Origin of the sequence: Bacillus sp. NTK034 (assembly GCF_017303275.1) — a bacterium.
GTDB lineage: Bacteria > Bacillota > Bacilli > Bacillales > Cytobacillaceae > Cytobacillus.
Window position 1 is genome coordinate 146,202 of the sequence record NZ_JAFKOJ010000009.1, and the last position, 18,488, is coordinate 164,689.

Below are 18,488 nucleotides of genomic sequence, written 5' to 3' on the forward strand. Positions count from 1 at the left end.
GGGGAGAGAACCTTGAGGAAGAAAATTTGTATTATAGGCAGCGGCACAGCAGGTTTACAGCTGGCTTATTCTCTGAAAGAAGAATTTGATGTGACTGTTATTCACTCAAATTCTTCGGAAAAGATCCGAAATGGACGAATTATGTCTACCCAAGTACATTTTGGTTCAACGAGAACCCGAGAAAATCGCTTTAAAATGCCAAAATGGGAGGATAAAACTCTTCTTAAAAGTATTCACATGACGATCGGTAATCAAAAACTATTTGTTGGCAAGCTGAAAGAACCAGCATTATCCGTTGACCAGCGTTTCTGCTTTTCACACTGTTTGAAGGATCTTGAAAACCAGGGTGTCTCTTTTCGACTTTTAAGAGTAAATAAAGATCAGATAGAAAGTTTGGCAGATGAGTTTGATTTAACGATTGATTGTTCTGGAAAATCGGGCCCTCTCTTTCCATTTCCTATTGAAAAGCAGCTTTCTCCTATCCAAGTGCCTCAACGAAAATGTATCGTTGGTTATTTTTTGGGGATAAAGCCAAATGATCCTCCAGGTATAAGCGTAACCGTTCTGCCTGAGACAGGTGAAATGTTTGAGATTCCTGCAATGACAGAACAAGGGCCAGTTACCATATTGTTCATTATGGCAGTTCCAGGCGGAGAGTTAGATGTATTTAAAGAAATAAAGGACGTAAAAGAATTTACAAATCAAATGAAAAATATTACACAAAAATATTTCCAAGACATCCACGAACGTATCCAGCAAGATATCTTTGCTCTTTCCGATGATAAAGCCTTCCTAAATGTTGCCATTAAACCTGTAATTAGAAAACCATACGTAATCTTTAAAAATAAAATAGTAATTGGTTGTGGAGATAGTGTTTTTCTTAATGACCCAATTACTGGTCAGGGATGTAATCTTTCTTCTTTTTGTGCTGAACAGTTGTACGAAACGTTGATTCAATATAAAAATTCAATCTGGGACATCCGAATTGGCGAGACATATTGGGATCGAACAAAAACAGTTGTAAAAGAAGTAACAGAATGGACAAATGCCATGACTCAGGCATTGCCTCAGCATGTTGTTCAAATCCTGTTAGCGGGCGCAGAAAATCAAAAGATTGCAGATGAAGTTGCAGAATGGTTTGCGAATCCCCGAAAAGCTTATGAAGCTTTTTTTCAAAACATTAATGGCAGCACAGCGGTAAAGGAGTGATTAAATGAGTAATTTAAAACTAATTGAAACATACAAACACGATTTGCAAAACTATTCACTTGATCAACTAAGATATATAACAGCTGAAGGGGTTTGGTCCATTGGTCAAATGTACGACCATGTGATTCTTGTTGCTATGGAGTATCTTGACAATGTGGAAACATGTGCGGCATCAAAGGAAGAGCAAAAGCTCGGGAAAACGGAGTTTGGTGAGCATTTATATAAAATTGGAGATTTCCCGCCAATTAAAATCAAATTACCGGACGAACTAAATACCCCGCCAAGCAATTCAGATAGTAAAGAAGACCTTACGAATAGGCTAGATCTGATAATGCAGAGGCTGAGACAATGGGAATCTAAAGTAGATACTATAAATCTCAATTATAAAATTAAACATGAAGGTTTTGGCTGGCTGAACGCGAGAGAGTGGTTCGATCTTGTAGGAATGCATTTTCGCCATCACTTGCGTCAGAAGTGTGAACTGGAACAAAAGTTTCTTAATGCATAGTTCAACTAATTTAATAAACTAAACCAATTAAACTTTCGGGAGGTGTATAATGATATATTTAGAAACATCGAGATTGCAATTACGCGACTGGGAGGAAGAAGACATAGAGCCATTTAGTCGACTAAATGCAGATGAAAAGGTTATGAAGTATTTTCCTAAAACCTTATCAGCCGAAGAAACAAATGTGTTCTATAAATCAATTGTATATGAATTTAAAGAATGCGGATTTGGATTATATGCCGTGGAAGTAAAGGAAAATAAAGAGTTTATAGGATTTATAGGATTTCATAGAGCAACATTTAAAGCTGATTTTACACCGTGTATAGAAATTGGCTGGCGACTGAAAAAAGAGGCTTGGGGAAAAGGATACGCATCTGAGGGAGCGTCAGCCTGTTTACAATATGGATTTAACGAATTGGGTTTTAGAGATGTTTTTAGTTTTACTGCCGATGTTAATAAGCCTTCGAAAAACGTAATGATTAAAATCGGAATGAATTTTATTAAAACATTCAATCACCCGAAAGTTAAGAAAGACAGTCCTTTAAATAAACATGTTCTATTTCATATAAATCAAAATAAATCTGCTAACGGGAAAACCTACATAGTGCAATAAATATGCCGTTTACTTTGAAGACCGTTGATCTATCTGTACGTGACCTAGGCTTGCCAGAAGGGGCTACTTCGACTCAGATTTTTAATAGGGCGAATCATCTTGGTTTGGAATTGTGCCCTCTTGAGCTGGGCCTCACCTAAGACTGGGGTATCTGGATCAGCCAATTGAATACGCCACTGATTCCAGGAGCGGTGAAAAAAATGACACTTCCTGCTCAGGCGTTATAATGTGGATTCAATCAGGATATATAGAATATTGTGTAATGTAGATTTGGAAGCAAGCGGATCAAAAGAAAACAAATTAAATTTTTTCTGATCGTTCTAAAACTATTTTCAATTTTAAGAAGAGGGTGGAGTGAGCTAATGGAAAATAATCGCGCAAAGAAAATGTACGATTACCACGTCTGGGCTAACCAAAAATTGATCCAGCACTTGAAACAGCTGCCTGATAGGATTTATAACGAGACAGTTAATAGTGTTTTTTCATCGATATCAGAGGTGCTGATTCACCTATATGCAACAGACATTACTTGGTTGGAGACGATGAAAGGAAGCAGCTTCCACGATACTGTTAGGGAAGTTGATCGTCGAAAAACAGAAGCATCAAGAGCGTCTATAGATGAACTTAAAGTGTTCTATGATTCGCTTTCAAATGAATTTTACCATTTTTTTGCAGAGAATCAGGATCCAGAACGTATCATCATTACAGAGCACCCTAAATATGGTCGCTGTGAGTTCATACTTGCCGATCTCATTCACCATGTAGTGAATCATGGAACCTACCATCGCGGAAATGTGACAGCGATGCTGCATCAGCAAGGTGAACGAGGCGTACCTACGGATTATGTATATTTTCTTTTTGAATGTTAGCGTTTTGTGATTATACCAGAAAAGGAGCGCAATTCTGCAGCAAAAAAATTGTGCTCCTTCTTTATGTTAAGAGCCAGCAATCCTGTTTAATATTATTATTTGCGAGGGGAGTTAGACATGGACTTTATTTTTGAAGATGAGGAGCTGGCCGCCGAAGATGTCAAGGCGATCCATTCTGGTGATGTCCCATCGTTGAAGCGAAAGCTTGCTGAAAATCCAGGTCTGGCCACTGCGAGAATTGTCGCAGGAGACAATAATGACCAGCGTAATAACTTGGGAATTTCGCGGCAAGGCCTCAATACGATTAACCTAACGAAGAACGAGACCTCAATACATAAGCATGATACCCACAAGAAAGGATCAATGGCTTCAACGTTCTTGTGTTTAAGAAATATAGGGGCTATTTTCCTCGTATAAACGAACTGTTTTATCGAAAATTCAGAAAATAAATTTACTTTATGTACCTTCCTAAAGATAATAGACATAACCAATTGAATAGGAGGGAAACAGTTTGCAAAAAAAAGTACTCATCGTGTTTGCACTTGTTGCATTATTGATTACCGGAGGGACAAGCCTGTCGCTTGCCGACAGCCAAACCGAGCAGCTTGAGTTAAACGGAAAGACGTTAAGCACGGTTACTGTAAATGAAAAACCTTATGTATCAGTGAAACAGGTGGCCGAGGCTGCAGGAGGGTATGTAGATAAAAAGGCCAATACATTCGTCATTAGCTCAAGACTCGACCGTATTTTAAAGAAAGGTGTGATTCGGGTAGGTACAACTGGTGACTATAAGCCATATACGTACTTTAATCCGAAAACAAAAGAGTTTGAAGGCTATGATATCGAAGCGGCTAAATTAATGGCAGCAGACCTTGGGGTCAAGATCACTTTCGTTAAAACTTCCTGGCCAACCTTAATGGAGGACCTCCATAAAAATAAGTTTGATTTAGCGGTTGGCGGGATAAGCCGCAATACCGATCGGCAAAAAACAGCACACTTAACACATCCTTATATTAATGACGGAAAGGCTCCTTTAATCCGACAGGAAGATAAAGAGAAATATACAAGCTTGGAAGCAATTGACCAGCCAGATGTCACCATCGGAGTTAACCCGGGGGGAACCAACCAAAAATTCGTGGATGCCAACATTACACAGGCGAAGGTTGTCGTAATCGAAAACAATCTGGATATTCCTAACATGGTTGCTGAGGGAAAAGTAGACGTGATGATTACCGACAGCATTGAGGCCATCTACTACGCAAGCCAGGATTCCAGGCTGTATGCGGCTCTGACGGACAATACGTTCACGAAAAGCCAGAAAGGCTACCTTATGCATCGCGGGGATGCGGTATTTCAGAACTGGGTCAATCTATGGATGGAGGAGATGGAGCTCAATGGAGAATTTGGCCGATTAAAAGAAAAATGGATTTACAATAAGGGAGAATAATAGAAAAGATAGGCAAGGCTTCTATTTCCTATGCCAACCTCTTTTTCGATTCAGCCGTGTAAATTCTATTAGAAAAAGAGATGACAGAAAAAAACGGATGGTTTTGCTGCAGAAATACTACAGGTTTAACTTCAGGTGTGAGTGTGGCTGCCAGTACAGCAGGAAAACGATCTTCCTTAAAGGCGCGATTCTAAAGCAGGAATTGTGCTTTTTCTTTATGTTAAGGGCCAGATTGTGGAGGAATAGTGAAGGACTTGTTCATTTCTGTTTATGGGTAGAAAACCTTCAGCAAGAGGTTGAACGATTAAAAGAATTGAACACCCATTTTGTTTTGAAAAATGACGAGTTCATTAATTATATAGAAAATGGTCACTTATGAGAGTTAATTGTACAAACGTGCAGTTTGGTCAAATATGGGGGGGATAAACTTTGAATCAAAAGAAAGATCGTATAGGAAGAGTCAAAGAAATCAATAGGTTTCCTGTGAAATCAATTTTGGGGGAGTCTTTATCCTCTGCCCTAGTTGATAGCCGAGGCATACTTGGAGACCGTTTATGGGCAATAAAAAATGAGAATGGAAAATTTGGCAGTGGTAAGACTACACGACGCTTTCAACAGATGGAAAGTTTATTTAACTATAAAGCAAGATATGAGGGGAACACTCCTCTATTAACTATGCCCGATGGAACAGAATATCGAGGTAATCAGGATGGGATAAACAAAGCATTAAGTGAGTTGTTAGGGTTTCCAGTAACATTGGCAAAGGAAGAGTCAATATCACATTTCGATGAAGGGCCAATAAGTATCATCACAACCTCTGCGTTAAAAATGTTAAGTAAGGATTTAGGAGAAATAGTAGACCCTCGTCGATTCCGAGCAAACTTGTTAATCGAAACAGAAGCAACAGGTTGTCTTGAGGATGAATGGGTGGATCGACAAATTCAAATAGGAAAAAGTGTTACTCTGAAAATTGTTGCCCCACTTCAAAGGTGCATTATGGTCAACAATCCTCAAGAGGAACTAAAACAGGATGCTCGAATATTGAAAACCTTGGTAACTAATCATGCTGCAATGTTTGGTGTTTGGGCAAAGGTTGAACAATGTGGTGAGGTAAGTGTTGGGGATGAGGCAATATTACTTGAATAAAATGTGCAGAGTGTTTGTTCTGCATGTATAGTAAATTACTTCACGTAAAATGTGCAAGAGTTGAAGATCAGGGCTGTCGTTGTGGCAGCTTTTTTTATTCAAGTGAATTAGCATTAAAAAAGCTTAATGTGCAACCTGAAGTCCTGGCAAAAAAGGTAAAGCGATGGCCAAAGTTACTACAGGTTTTACTATATCCCTAGCATTTGGGGTGCCTATTGGGACTCTAACTGCTGCGTATATAGACTGGCATTATATTTATCTCATTATTGCAGGATTAACACTTATAAATTTGCTCTTGTTAAACAGATTAGTTCCCAAATTAGAAGCCGAAAACAAATAGATAAATAACAACATAAAAAGAAAGAACAATTTGTATCAATAGTTAACTTTTAAAAGCGGGAAGAAGTTACATGAAAAAGTTCTAATTCTTACAATAGGTATGTTCTCCCGTGGATTTGCTGCATAATTAACAGAAGGTTTTCTTCCTGAAGTTAGAACATCATTTAGTTTATGGATACTATTTAACAATGAATGGTGTATAACAAGGCGGCACACTTTGTTCAACTAGAAGGGCAGCATTCGGTGCTTAAAGTATGGCTTTGTTAGAGATTTTCCCTAAAGGGATTTTGGCTTGCGGCAGCTAAAAGGGCTATTGTTTCTGTATAGAAAGAAGGATATTCACATTATCTGCCTTTTCAATTTGTATCCTAAATTTAAAATTTTTAGGAGTATTGGTATCATAAGAGGCTAAAAAATTTTTTAGTTCAGTTTCAAATTCCTCAATAGATCTTTCACTCGTTTCTGCTATATCAATTTGTACAGTTGGTTCTGGATCGATAAAACTAATTACTTTTTGAATATCTTTATATTTTTTTCTTTCTATATATTCAAATAGAACAGTTTCTATATTAACTAAGTTATTCTCTGCCTCTACTTCCTCCAGAGGTTTTTTTTCGATGTCATAACTATATTGCGCCAGATCTTCTTTAGCAACTTGCTTTGTTAGATATTCCATTAGTTCTTTTTCACTCTTTGCTGCATCCATAAAAATATAAATAATTGATTCTTCATGACTTACTGAATAGCCAAATAAACCAAATTCATCATTCACTAAATCTAGAACAGACATGATCTGGCTGCTCTTATCTTCCTCGTCAATGGGAACATCATCTTTTTTTACATTCAAATCAAATACAAATAGCACAGCAACTATTATTAAGGTAGAAGCAAACTTCTTCATGCCATCCTCCTTTAATAACAGTTTACCATATTCATCCAAAAGAAAATGTTGCTTTTGCATAAACGGGTAGAAATTAATCTGGTTTTGAAACTAGATATTTATATATGGTGTCTGTCTCACGTTACATACTCTACAACCGGGGTAGCCGTTTTCACTTCTTTTATTGAGGGAGTTGAAAAACTAGGGGCCATTTTTGTTCAACTAAGAGGCATTTTTAAAACACTTTTTTCCCAGCATGCTGCAGCAGCAAAGCGCTTATTGAATTATCTGCTGAAATGAGGAATATTCAGATGTGGGGAAGGTGAAGTAATTATTGAACGTGCTCATGAAAAGATAGCCAAATAAAGAGAAGCCCGAGATATTTAACAATAAATAGTTAATGGTGACAGGTATCTATAGCTACCTGTCATTTTGCGTTTACAAATTGAAAAATTAGCCGGTTAAGTTCTTTTGCAGCCTTGGTCGGGATACGGTGGTCAACATTCTCGATAAAGTATAATTCGTTTTGTGGCAATTTCTCATGCAATTGCTTTGCATAGGAATGAAAGGGCTTATCCTTCTTACCATAAACCAATAAGGTAGGCAATTTAATCTCATTAAGCTGATTGACACAATTGTATTTTAGACTATAGCGGTAATATTGCTCAATGTTGCGGTAATCCCCTTTTTTTGCTTCTGAAAACATATTTTTAAAAAGCTTGATATTATTTGAATTATTCCAGGAGATGGACCAGGCTAATAAGTTAATAGCCCCTTTGCTTGAAAGCTTGATTCCTAAAGAAATCTTCTTTCTCAAGTAATCGTCATTTACATCGGGCATTGCCCCAATTGAAATTCCCCCCAAAGCTCTTTCAGGAAACGTCAGCATGAATTCTAAAACAATAGAACCGCCCGTAGAATATCCGCATAAAAATGCTTTATTTATATTAAGGTGGTCCAATAGTCGAATGATATCCTCAATAATCAGTGGATAGGTTATTGGTTCTGGGGAATATGGGCTTTTTCCGTGTCCGCGTATATCAAAAGTAATTATCTGAAAATTTTTTGAGAGTTCTTCTAATTGATATTGGAAGTTCACTGAAGTCAATACAGGCGGGTGGATAAAAACAATCGGAGTTCCGCTTCCTTTTACAGTATAATACAGGTTGGCACTGTTCATATTTATCATTGGCATGTACTGTCACCTCAATTACTTATTAATATTAAATTTTTTAGCCAAACTGTCTGATCAGGATTAAACTTCATTACAAAGGTTAATGAAGACACAATAAATATTTTTCCATACTTTTTTACAAAAAATGCATAAGACCAGGGTAAGTAAAACGGAAAAAGGATATGAAGGAGCATTTCGTGTAGCATCAAAAACTATTTATACAATGGAATGGTATATAGATTACTAATTGAAGGGAGGTAAAAGTTAGGGTACGAGTTAGAAGGAATTCTAAAGAGAAAGGATTTAATAGCAGAACGGATACTAGTATATATGCAAGAGACTAGAAAGGTACAGTGTGAAGGATGCATTTTTTCATTTCTAACTATTTAAAGTCTGAATCTATGTAATGGTTTTCTTAAGTGTTTTTGGGTTGAACAGGTAACTAATTTGCTGGTTAATATACATTTCAAACGCAAGGCAATTTTTAACCTTGCGTTTTTTTTATTGTTATTTAGACTTAAGGACAATTTTCTTCCTAATCCTTGTTGTTAAAATGCACTCTTTTTTAATTACCTCAGTTTTTACTGCCTAATTTATTGCAGATTCGCATACCGTACTCGATTACTTTTTCAATTAAGCAGTTTTGTCTTTCTTCTGTGATATTGAAATTAACATATCCGATGCTTATGGCTCCCAGGAGTTCATTGGCGTGATCGAAAATAGGCGCAGCGACAGATGAGGTTCCAGGCGTTTGTTCGCCATGACTCTCCCCATAGCCCTGCCTTCTAACTTTGCTCAATAGTTTTATAAACGAATCTCTTTCCTCAGATGGCACTAAGGAATTAATAACTTTAACAGACTCGGAGTTTGGCATATTAGCTAACAGCACTTTGTTGGCTGCCCCAATATTCAGCGGGATACGAATCCCCAGCTGATCATTGATTCGAATCGGATTGTTGAGACAATCAATTCTTTCAACTACAAGTGATTCTAATCCAATAGGCTTGCTGAAATACACACTCTCCTCCACCTCATGCATTAATTTTTCCATCTCTGGGCGAATCAGTCCAACAAAATCAAAGGTGTCATACATTTTAAGTCCATATTCTAACCAGGTGTTACCCATGGAATACAATTTCAAATCTGGGTCCTGCTGAATAAGCCCGTGCTGCTTCATGGATTGCAGGAGGCGATGAAGTGTGCTGACAGGCAAGTCGCATTCCTTTGATAAATCTGTAATGGAAATCCACATTCTTGTATCATTTTTAGACAAAACCTTGATTACCTGCATGGCGCGATCGATTGTCTGCATCTTTTATCCTTCCATTCCTTTTAATTTACATAAGTGTATTGAAATAAATTAGTCAGTAAATTCAAAATATATTGACATGAAGAATCTATCACTATAATATCATATTATAAGTTTTCCTGTCAGAGGAAACCTATTCCGATATGTGGAAAAAGGAGGTTAAGCCAATTGGTGACTTCAATGTACAAAAAGCTAAAAACTGTCATATTAAAGCATCCAAAAGAAGCCTTTATCAGTCAGGAGCATTTAAGAAGTGAGTGGAAAAAGTTTAACTATATCAGCGAGCCGGATTATTTGAAAGCCCAGCAGGAATACGAACAGTTTCTATCCATAATCAAGAAGCATGTCGGCCATATTAAATTTCTGCCGGTTTCAGAAAAGGCGGGGCTGGATTCGCTTTATGCCCATGATCCCGTTAAATTTACGAAAAAAGGCGCAATGATTTTAAAATCAGGGAAAAAATTACGCCAGCCTGAAGCAGAAATTTATAAAGAATTTTTACAGGAAAAAAATATCCCGATTCTGGGAGAATTAACTGGTGATGCTGTAGCTGACGGGGGAGATCTTGTTTGGCTGGATGACCGCACTTTATTAATTGGACGCGGTTATCGAACAAACGATGAGGCGATTCGCCAAATGAAAGAAATGACAAAAGAGATAGTTGATGAATGTATAGTTGTCCCGCTCCCGCATGATCAGGGAGAAGAGGAATGTCTTCACCTTATGTCTTTTATAAGCATCGTAGATGAAAATCTTGCTGTGGTGTATTCACGGCTTATGCCCGTATTTCTAAGACAGATGCTTCTGAAACGCGGTTTCCATCTGGTTGAAGTACCGGACGATGAATACCGGCGGCTCGGCTGTAATGTGCTGGCTGTTGCACCGCGCATTTGTGTCATGGTTTCCGGAAATCCTCAAACCAAACAGGGACTATTGGATGCAGGGGCGACCGTCTATGAATACGAAGGTAATGAAATTTCTTATTTAGGCACTGGAGGACCAACATGCCTCACATGCCCAGTAGAACGTATTTAACCGAAGCTTACAAATCAGAAAAATGATGGAGGAATAACACATGTTAAGAGAATCAGCAACAAAATCAGCACAAGCTGCAAAAATGTTTCATAACACAATTGTAAAAAGACCCGGCTCAACTTTTATCAATGGATTAACAACTTCTGACCTTGGAATACCTATTTTAGAAAAAGCATTAGAGCAGCATGATGCCTATATTGAAGCACTTAAAGCATGCGGTACAGAAGTAACTGTCCTTCAAAGCAATGATCAATTTCCGGACTCTACCTTTGTAGAAGATACAGCTGTTTTAACTGCAGATTTTGCAATTATTTCTAACCCTGGTGCGGAAAAAAGAAATGGCGAAATTCACGAAATAGAGCCGGCAATCAAATCCTTCTTTGATAAGATCTACTATATTAAAGCGCCTGGCACACTTGATGGCGGCGATATTTTACAAATCGAAGATCATTTTTACATTGGGATCTCTGCCCGGACAAACCAGGGAGGCGCCGAACAGCTTAAGCAAATTTTAGAATCCGAAGGCTATAATGCAACCATCGTTCCATTACAAAAATTCTTCCACCTGAAAACCGGAATAGCATATATAGGCAATCAAACGATTGTCGTTGCTGGAGAATTTGTAGACCACCCGGATTTTAATTCCTATCAAAAAATTGTTGTTCCTCCGGAAGAGGAATATGCAGCAAACTGTATTCGCGTCAATGACTATATCATCATCCCGTCCGGATACCCGCAAACAAAGCAAAAAATTAATGAAGCCGGCTTCCAGACGATTGAACTTGATACATCTGAGTTCCGTAAACTTGATGGGGGATTAAGCTGTTTGTCACTTCGTTTTTAATACTAGTTGAAAAAGGGTCGTTTTATTTTGCATAGAAGGAGCGTTTAGTTATGACACAGCTAAGGTGGGGAACCCCAGATGCATTGCGCAGGTTATTGTGCGAAGTAGTAAGCTGGAAAAGTATGACACTTACGGATGGAGAGCGTAAATTTCCTTTTAAAGTGACAGCGAAGCTCAAGGAGTTAACCTATTTTCGGGAGAATCCTGATCACTTGGGGCTCCATGATGCCGATTTTGGCCGTCGGTTTGTATCCGCTTTATATAAACACCCTGATGCCACGGAAACGATCGTGTTAATCAGCCATTTTGATACAGTAAATACCGAAGAATATGGTGATCTTCAGGAGTACGCGCATCTCCCGGAGGAATTGACGAAATTGCTTCACTCCAGGGCAGATGAGCTGCCGGAAGAAGCCAGGCAGGATCTTCTCTCGGGAGAGTTCTTATTTGGCAGGGGCACGATGGATATGAAAATGGGGCTTGTCATGCATATGGGATTATTAGAAAAAGCTGCTGTTGAACATTGGCCTATTAATCTTATTCTGCTGACGGTTCCGGATGAAGAAGTTAACTCTTCCGGTATGCGTGCAGCGGTTCAGAAACTTTTAGAATTGAAGGAAAAACATCAGCTCACCTATAAGCTTTTCTTGAACGGGGAACCGGTATTTACGCAGGAACCGGGTGACAGGAACTATTATGTGTATTCAGGCTCTATTGGCAAAATCATGCCTGCCGCTCTTTTTTATGGAAAAGAAACGCATGTGGGGGAACCGCTTAGCGGCATTACAGCCCCTTATATTGCCTCATTTCTAACACAAAGAATGGAGTGGAATTTAACACTGCAGGAAACGGAAATGGGAGAGCAAACCCCGCTTCCGGTGACACTGCAGCAAAAGGATCTTCGTCTGGAGTATTCCGCACAAACACCTTATCGTTCAGCGGCTTTGTACAATGTATTTTTAATGAAACGGAATGCCGGGGAAATCATGGATATATTCGAAAAGGTAGCGCTAAATGCCGCTCACGCCTGCAACGAAGCCTATAAAGAAATCTGCAGTGAACGGAATGTATCTCCCATCGGAGAAGTGCGGGTGCTGCGTTATGAAGAACTGGAAAAGCATGCCGTTCGAAAATTTGGTGCAGATTTTGTTGCGGGCATCAAAGACTTGGTACAGAAAAAAGCGGAATGGGATGACCGGGAGAAATCTATCCGAATTGCTGATGCCTTAATCATTCAGTGTCAGGAGCTGACACCTGCAATTATTCTGCTTTATGCACCGCCTTATTATCCGGCAGTCAATTCCTCTGAGGATGAGCTGGTCACAGAATGCATTGAATATGTAAAACAAAAAGGCTTTGAAAAGTTTGGACTCCCTGTTAACCAAGTTCATTATTTTAATGGAATTAGCGATTTAAGCTATGTCAATTATCAGGATACAGGTGACGGCTGGATCGTATTTAAAGAAAACACGCCGGTTTGGGGCAGCAGCTACAGCATTCCATTCGATGAAATGACACAGCTTCAGGCACCGGTACTAAACGTAGGCCCATTCGGAAAAGACGCTCACAAACGAACCGAACGCCTCCACATCAAAAGCGCCTTCGAAGAAGTACCTGCCCTTGTTGAAGGGATGGTCAAAATGCTGGCAAAAAAGGACCTAATGGTGTCAGGCGCAGCTAGTTGACAAAATGGTGATCTTGTCCATTCAACGTGGACAATTCGCGCAAGCCAAATGTGCCTGATGCCAATTTAATTAAGGGATGTGATCTAGATGGTTGAGCAAGAGGGTCAGAAGAATCAATTAAACCGGTCTATGAAGCGCCGTCATTTATTTATGTTATCTTTGGGTGGAGTAATAGGAACTGGACTGTTTTTAAACGCCGGCTACACGATCAATCAAGCGGGGGCAGGAGGGGCTTTAATCGGGTATTTATTCGGTGGAGTCATTTTGTATCTTGTCATGGTTTGCCTGGGGGAGCTTGCTGTGTACATGCCTGTTACGGGATCGTTCCAGACTTATGCCAGTAAATTCATTAGTCCTTCGGCTGGTTTCTCGTTAGGCTGGATGTATTTCATTGGTTCAGCCACAACAGCTGGAGTAGAATTTACGGCTGCCGGAATTTTGATGAAACGCTGGTTTCCGGATATCTCCGTATGGGTGTGGTGTGCCATATTCATCCTTCTTTTGTTCGCACTGAATGCCTTAACAACAAGAGGCTTTGCTGAAGCGGAATATTGGTTTTCCGGTATTAAAGTGGTAGCTGTGATCTTCTTTATTATTATTGGCTTCAGTGCCATCCTGGGCATTATACCACTGGCGGACAGGCCGGCGCCATACATGGAACATTTAGCTCCTAAAGGCCTTTTCCCTGCTGGAATTGCCATCGTGTTTGTAACGATGATGAATGTCATCTTTTCCTATCAGGGATCAGAATTAATCGGAATTGCGGCCGGTGAAAGCGAGGAGCCTCAAAAGAATATTCCTCGTGCGATTCGAAATGTCCTTTTTAGAATCATCATTTTTTATATTGCTTCTATTATTATATTATCCGCCATTTTTCCAACACAGGAGCTCGGGATATTAGAAAGCCCGTTTGTAACCTTAATGGACCTGGCTGGAATTCCATTTGCCCCTGATATCATGAATTTTGTTATCTTAACAGCTATTTTATCAGTAGGAAACTCTTGTATTTATGCTTCGACCCGCTTACTTTGGGCGATGGCCCATGATGGAATGGCACCTGGAGTTTTTGGAAAACTCTCAAAACGAAAGGTTCCTTTCACAGCTCTAGTATTCACCATGATTTTTTCCCTTTTATCATTACTCACAAGCGTATTTGCAGCTGAAACCGTGTTTGTGTTATTAATGTCCATTGCTGGTATTTCTGTCACCATCTCATGGATGGGAATCGCTCTCTCTCAATTCATGTTCCGGCGTAAGTATATACAAGCAGGCGGAAAGGCAGAGGATCTAAAATACAAAGTTCCATTCTACCCAATCATCCCGCTGATTTGTATTATATTCTGTGTCTCTATCCTGGTATTCCTGGCCTTTGACCCAACTCAGCTGGCAGGACTGCTTATCGGAATAGGATTCCTGCTTGTCAGCTATCTATTCTATTACTTCAAAAATCGGAAAACTGATAAAGTTAGTTCAAATAATGAAATAGGTGCATGAGAGCAATCGCAGACATTTGTATTTTTCGGTGTGACTATAAACCTGGATTAACCGGATGGCCATTTGGCAGTCCGGTTTTTTTACTGCTTTATCTTAATCTTATAAAAAACCAAAAACCTTAATATTCTTTATCTTGAATGGATGAATACCGACGAAAAAGAAGATGATGTGCAAAGAATGGTAGTTAGTCTGGATGAATACCGACGAAAAAGAGGATAGTGTGGAAAGAATGGTAGTTAATCTGGATGAATATCGACGAAAAAGAGGATAGTGTGGAAAGAATGGTAGTTAATCTGGATGAATATCGACGAAAAAGGAGATGATGTGCAAAGAATGGTAGTTAATCTGGATGAATAAAGACGAAAAAGAAGATGATGTGGAAAGAATGGTAGTTAATCTGATATTCTAGAAAATAAATCTATTTTATGGGAGAACAGACTGTTATATTCTGAATAATTATAATATTACGCGTTATTTTAAGGGAGGGATATTATGATTCCAGGTTCATGGAGAGCGTTAGGATGGATTGGATTAGCTGAATTATGCGCATTAAGCTTGTGGTTTAGTGCTTCTGTTATAGCCCCTGAACTGATTCAAGTATGGAATCTTAGCTCCAGCTCAGAAGCATGGCTGTCTGCTTCTGTCCCAATTGGCTTTGTAATGGGTGCATTAGTTAGTTCATATTTTGGGTTAGCAGATCGTTTTAATCCCCGAAAGGTTCTTGCCGTTTCAGCGTTTCTGGGTGCGCTATTGAATGCCTTGCTTTTATTGGCAGATCAGGCTTTTTTCGGTATTATGCTTAGGATATTAACCGGTGTATCACTCGCTGGTGTATACCCGACAGCTGTTAAAATATTATCTCAATGGTTTCCGAAAAAACGCGGGCTTGCTGTTGGTATCTTAATAGCCGCCTTAACTCTAGGGTCCTCTTTGCCACATTTTATTGTTATATTCTCTTCTTCTTTAAATTGGCAATTAGTGATTATTTGCAGTTCAATATTGGCTCTCCTGGCAGCTGTAATTGTCAATTGGGTTTTAACAGATGCTCCAGTAACAACGAAAAAACTACCTTTCTCTTTTAAATTAATAAAAAAGGTAGTTTCGAATAAACCAGTAATGCTTGCGAACTACGGTTATTTTGGGCATATGTGGGAATTGTATGCGATGTGGACGTGGATTCCTATCTTTTTGACTGCTAGTTTTACAAGCTATTCTCCAGGGATTCCTCCCTGGTTCATTGCATTGTCCTCTTTTATTATTATCGGAATTGCAGGGGGGATTGGCTGTGTAGCAGGCGGGCTAGTCTCAGATAAAATTGGAAGAGCAAATCTAACGATTATTTCTATGTGTATCAGTGCCATTTGCTGTATCTTGATTGGCATTACTTTTGGTCAATATATTTGGTTAACTCTACTCCTTTCTATCATTTGGGGAATGTCTGTCATCGCTGATTCTGCACAGTTTTCTGCCGCAGTTTCAGAAGTTGCAGAAGTTGAGTATGTAGGAACAGCCCTGACTTTTCAAATGTGCATTGGTTTCCTGATTACTATATTTTCTATAAATTTAATCCCTATTATTCAGAGGTTAGTTGGCTGGGAATGGGTCTTTGCCTGTTTAGCGGTTGGACCAATTCTTGGCATTGTATCTATGGTCCAGTATAAACGGCATGATTTTAATAATGTCAAAGGGACAATCGGTCATTTTAAATAAATTAAACAACATCTATTTGGTCTAACTTTGTGAATTATATCCCAGCAAAAATTAACTCCTGAATAGCAGATATAAGTTCTTTTTACCAATTCCTATATCTAAAAGTCAAAGGCATTAACATAGCATTTAAAAAATTAAGAAAAAAATAATATGTCAAATTTGGTCATTATATGTTATATTAGTAAAAAATTAATATATCAATTTGAATAAGTGCTCACTATTGGTGAGGTAAAAGGGAAACCAGTGAAAGTCTGGTACAGCCCCCGCTACTGTAAGAGCTGATGAAATTACAATGCCACTGAGAAATCGGGAAGGTGTAAGAGTAAGAAGAAGCTTAAGTCAGGAAACCTGCTTATTTAAACGACACTTGCTTTTCGGAGGGAGAAGTATAGGCGGGACAATTATGATCAATTGTTTTTGAGTTTCAGTATGCTAATTTTTATACTGTCATTTCATATGCCTGTATTCCTTTGAAAAGGAGTGCAGGCATTTTTTATTTGGCAAGAAGCATTGAACTTTGAGAATGGTCTGGCGCAGAGTTCCTGCTCGAGCAGTACGGCAGCAGGCAAGGCGCATGTGCATTTCTTAATTGGAGGCTAGTCTATGAAGAAGGGAAAAATCTTTGTTGTCGGCTTTGGTCCGGGCGATCGTGAGCATATAACCAAACGGGCTGTGGATGCGCTGCAGCAGAGTGATTGCATTATTGGCTACAAAACATACGTTGATCTGATCATGCCATTCTTAACAGCAAGTTCCATTGTCAGCACAGGGATGACTGAAGAGGTATCCCGTGCGCAGGATGCAGTGAAACGGGCGGAAGCCGGCCAAATTGTTTCCGTGATTTCGAGCGGTGATTCGGGTGTATACGGCATGGCCGGCCTAGTGTATGAAGTGCTGATCGAAATGGGCTGGAAGGAAGAAGAAGGAATCGAAGTGGAAATTGTTCCTGGCATCTCTGCAATTAATTCATGTGCGAGCTTACTGGGTGCACCTGTCATGCATGACTCCTGCACCATCAGTCTGAGCGATCATTTAACACCCTGGACGGTGATCGAAAAGCGCATTGAAGCAGCCGGGATGGCGGATTTTGTCATTGCTTTATATAACCCGAAAAGCGGCAGAAGGACACGCCAGATTGTCGAGGCACAAAGGATTCTATTAAAATATCGTTCTCCTGATACACCAGTGGGGCTGGTGAAAAGTGCTTACCGTGAAAATCAGAATGTCATTCTGACGACACTGGCGGAAATGCTTGATCACGATATAGGCATGCTGACAACAGTTGTGATCGGGAATTCCTCCACTTTCTTTTATGACAACAAGATCATTACGCCGAGAGGCTATCAGCGCAAGTACACGCTTGGGGAAGAGAAGCAAACCTTAAAGCCGCATCAGCGTTTAAAAAAGGAAGCGGAGCCATGGGCATTAAATCAGGAAACCGGGGAAGCCCAAGCCGGCTACGAGCAGATTGAAAGCAAAAAACAAGCAGACAGCTCACTGGATATGGCTTTTAAGGCATTATCGATGGTGACGAAATCGGAGATTGACCAAACACATTTGGTGCAGCAGCCAATCGAAGATATTTTTGAATTTGCGGTTTCGCCTGGTGTAGCCAATAAATTTATTACAGCTGACCAAATGCGTGTACTGGCAGAGGCTGTTGGCGAGAAAGGCACCATGGAATATACACCGGATCACCGATTCTTAATCAAGATTCCAACCGGGCGGCCACAGTCGATTGTGGAAAAACTCAAACAGCACGATCTGACAGTCATGCCGGTGGGTGATGTGCTAAATGTAAAAGCGTGCGATTTTTGCTACGGGGAGAAGGCAGAATCCATTCCGTATGCAGAGGAAATTGCAGCTGAACTCGGAGGCTTAAAGCTTCCAAAGGAACTGCATATTGGCTTTAATGGCTGCGGTATGGCCTGTTATCGGGCCGTATTTGATGATATCGGCATTGTTTACCGAAAGAAGAAGTTTGATTTATTTATCGGGGCAAAGCCGGTTGGCCGGACCGCCCATGCTGCCCAGCCGGTGGCAGAGGGAATTGAGCCCGATCAGCTGGTGCCGTTATTAAAGGAGATTATCGAAGAATACAAGGAAAATGCGCATCCAAATGAACGGCTTTTTAAATATTTTAAGCGCGTGAAAAAAATTCAGTATTTTACCTATCAGGATATGAGCTCCAGGATCGAAGTAGAGCCGGCTCCATGCGGGGATTAG

Annotated in this window: 16 protein-coding genes, 1 pseudogene and 1 riboswitch; of the genes and pseudogenes, 14 read left to right on the top strand and 3 right to left on the bottom strand. The window is 39.7% G+C overall.

Features of this window, described 5'->3' with window-relative positions; genetic code table 11:
• Nucleotides 1-12 precede the first annotated feature (12 nt).
• From JI665_RS22295 to JI665_RS22330, 8 genes and pseudogenes are all read left to right on the top strand, one after another.
• Entirely contained in the window at nucleotides 13-1,209 is a 1,197-nt protein-coding gene (locus JI665_RS22295) for a styrene monooxygenase/indole monooxygenase family protein (RefSeq protein ID WP_206844291.1), read from the top strand.
• A 4-nt stretch (nucleotides 1,210-1,213) separates the two neighbouring features.
• On the top strand, nucleotides 1,214-1,717 hold the full coding sequence (locus JI665_RS22300; protein WP_206844293.1) for a DinB family protein: 504 nt from the start codon (nucleotides 1,214-1,216) through the stop codon (nucleotides 1,715-1,717).
• Nucleotides 1,718-1,766: 49 nt separating this feature from the next.
• On the top strand, nucleotides 1,767-2,330 hold the full coding sequence (locus JI665_RS22305; RefSeq protein ID WP_206844296.1) for a GNAT family N-acetyltransferase: 564 nt from the start codon (nucleotides 1,767-1,769) through the stop codon (nucleotides 2,328-2,330).
• Between the two features lie 362 nt (nucleotides 2,331-2,692).
• Nucleotides 2,693-3,199: a DinB family protein gene (locus tag JI665_RS22310; RefSeq protein ID WP_206844300.1), complete on the top strand. Its 507-nt coding sequence runs from the start codon at nucleotides 2,693-2,695 to the stop codon at nucleotides 3,197-3,199.
• Nucleotides 3,200-3,316: 117 nt separating this feature from the next.
• Nucleotides 3,317-3,616, top strand: coding sequence for a hypothetical protein (locus JI665_RS22315; RefSeq protein WP_206844302.1), 300 nt, complete (start codon nucleotides 3,317-3,319; stop codon nucleotides 3,614-3,616).
• 94 nt (nucleotides 3,617-3,710) lie between these two features.
• Nucleotides 3,711-4,646 carry a transporter substrate-binding domain-containing protein gene (locus tag JI665_RS22320; protein ID WP_244671286.1) on the top strand — a complete coding sequence of 312 codons (936 nt, stop codon included), beginning with the start codon at nucleotides 3,711-3,713 and terminating at the stop codon, nucleotides 4,644-4,646.
• A 429-nt stretch (nucleotides 4,647-5,075) separates the two neighbouring features.
• Nucleotides 5,076-5,792: an MOSC domain-containing protein gene (locus JI665_RS22325; protein ID WP_206844306.1), complete on the top strand. Its 717-nt coding sequence runs from the start codon at nucleotides 5,076-5,078 to the stop codon at nucleotides 5,790-5,792.
• Nucleotides 5,793-5,946: 154 nt separating this feature from the next.
• Nucleotides 5,947-6,132, top strand: a pseudogene (locus JI665_RS22330) (MFS transporter); the annotation flags it as partial.
• A gap of 309 nt (nucleotides 6,133-6,441) precedes the next feature.
• Here the strand turns inward: JI665_RS22330 and JI665_RS22335 are convergent.
• The 3 genes from JI665_RS22335 to JI665_RS22345 all read right to left on the bottom strand — a co-directional run bounded on the left by JI665_RS22335 (nucleotide 6,442) and on the right by JI665_RS22345 (nucleotide 9,497).
• The gene (locus tag JI665_RS22335; RefSeq protein WP_206844309.1) at nucleotides 6,442-7,032 is read right to left on the bottom strand and encodes a hypothetical protein; all 591 of its coding nucleotides are present in this window, start codon (nucleotides 7,030-7,032) and stop codon (nucleotides 6,442-6,444) included.
• 406 nt (nucleotides 7,033-7,438) lie between these two features.
• Complete coding sequence (locus tag JI665_RS22340; RefSeq protein WP_206844311.1) at nucleotides 7,439-8,206, bottom strand: alpha/beta fold hydrolase; 768 nt, start codon at nucleotides 8,204-8,206, stop codon at nucleotides 7,439-7,441.
• A 553-nt stretch (nucleotides 8,207-8,759) separates the two neighbouring features.
• Nucleotides 8,760-9,497, bottom strand: a complete 738-nt coding sequence (locus tag JI665_RS22345; RefSeq protein ID WP_197205412.1) for an IclR family transcriptional regulator — start codon at nucleotides 9,495-9,497, stop codon at nucleotides 8,760-8,762.
• A 177-nt stretch (nucleotides 9,498-9,674) separates the two neighbouring features.
• Here JI665_RS22345 and JI665_RS22350 point away from each other — a divergent pair, with 177 nt between their 5' ends.
• From JI665_RS22350 to cobJ, 6 genes are all read left to right on the top strand, one after another.
• Nucleotides 9,675-10,529, top strand: coding sequence for a dimethylarginine dimethylaminohydrolase family protein (locus tag JI665_RS22350; RefSeq protein ID WP_206844562.1), 855 nt, complete (start codon nucleotides 9,675-9,677; stop codon nucleotides 10,527-10,529).
• 40 nt (nucleotides 10,530-10,569) lie between these two features.
• On the top strand, nucleotides 10,570-11,373 hold the full coding sequence (locus JI665_RS22355) for a dimethylarginine dimethylaminohydrolase family protein (protein ID WP_206844315.1): 804 nt from the start codon (nucleotides 10,570-10,572) through the stop codon (nucleotides 11,371-11,373).
• 50 nt (nucleotides 11,374-11,423) lie between these two features.
• Complete coding sequence (locus JI665_RS22360; RefSeq protein WP_206844319.1) at nucleotides 11,424-13,058, top strand: M20 family metallopeptidase; 1,635 nt, start codon at nucleotides 11,424-11,426, stop codon at nucleotides 13,056-13,058.
• An 87-nt stretch (nucleotides 13,059-13,145) separates the two neighbouring features.
• Nucleotides 13,146-14,552: an amino acid permease gene (locus JI665_RS22365; RefSeq protein ID WP_206844322.1), complete on the top strand. Its 1,407-nt coding sequence runs from the start codon at nucleotides 13,146-13,148 to the stop codon at nucleotides 14,550-14,552.
• Between the two features lie 492 nt (nucleotides 14,553-15,044).
• Nucleotides 15,045-16,262 (top strand): MFS transporter, encoded by a 1,218-nt coding sequence (locus JI665_RS22370; RefSeq protein ID WP_206844323.1) that lies wholly within the window; start codon nucleotides 15,045-15,047, stop codon nucleotides 16,260-16,262.
• A gap of 191 nt (nucleotides 16,263-16,453) precedes the next feature.
• A riboswitch (cobalamin riboswitch) is annotated at nucleotides 16,454-16,632 on the top strand.
• Between the two features lie 233 nt (nucleotides 16,633-16,865).
• On the top strand, nucleotides 16,866-18,488 hold the full coding sequence (gene cobJ, locus JI665_RS22375; RefSeq protein WP_206844326.1) for a precorrin-3B C(17)-methyltransferase: 1,623 nt from the start codon (nucleotides 16,866-16,868) through the stop codon (nucleotides 18,486-18,488).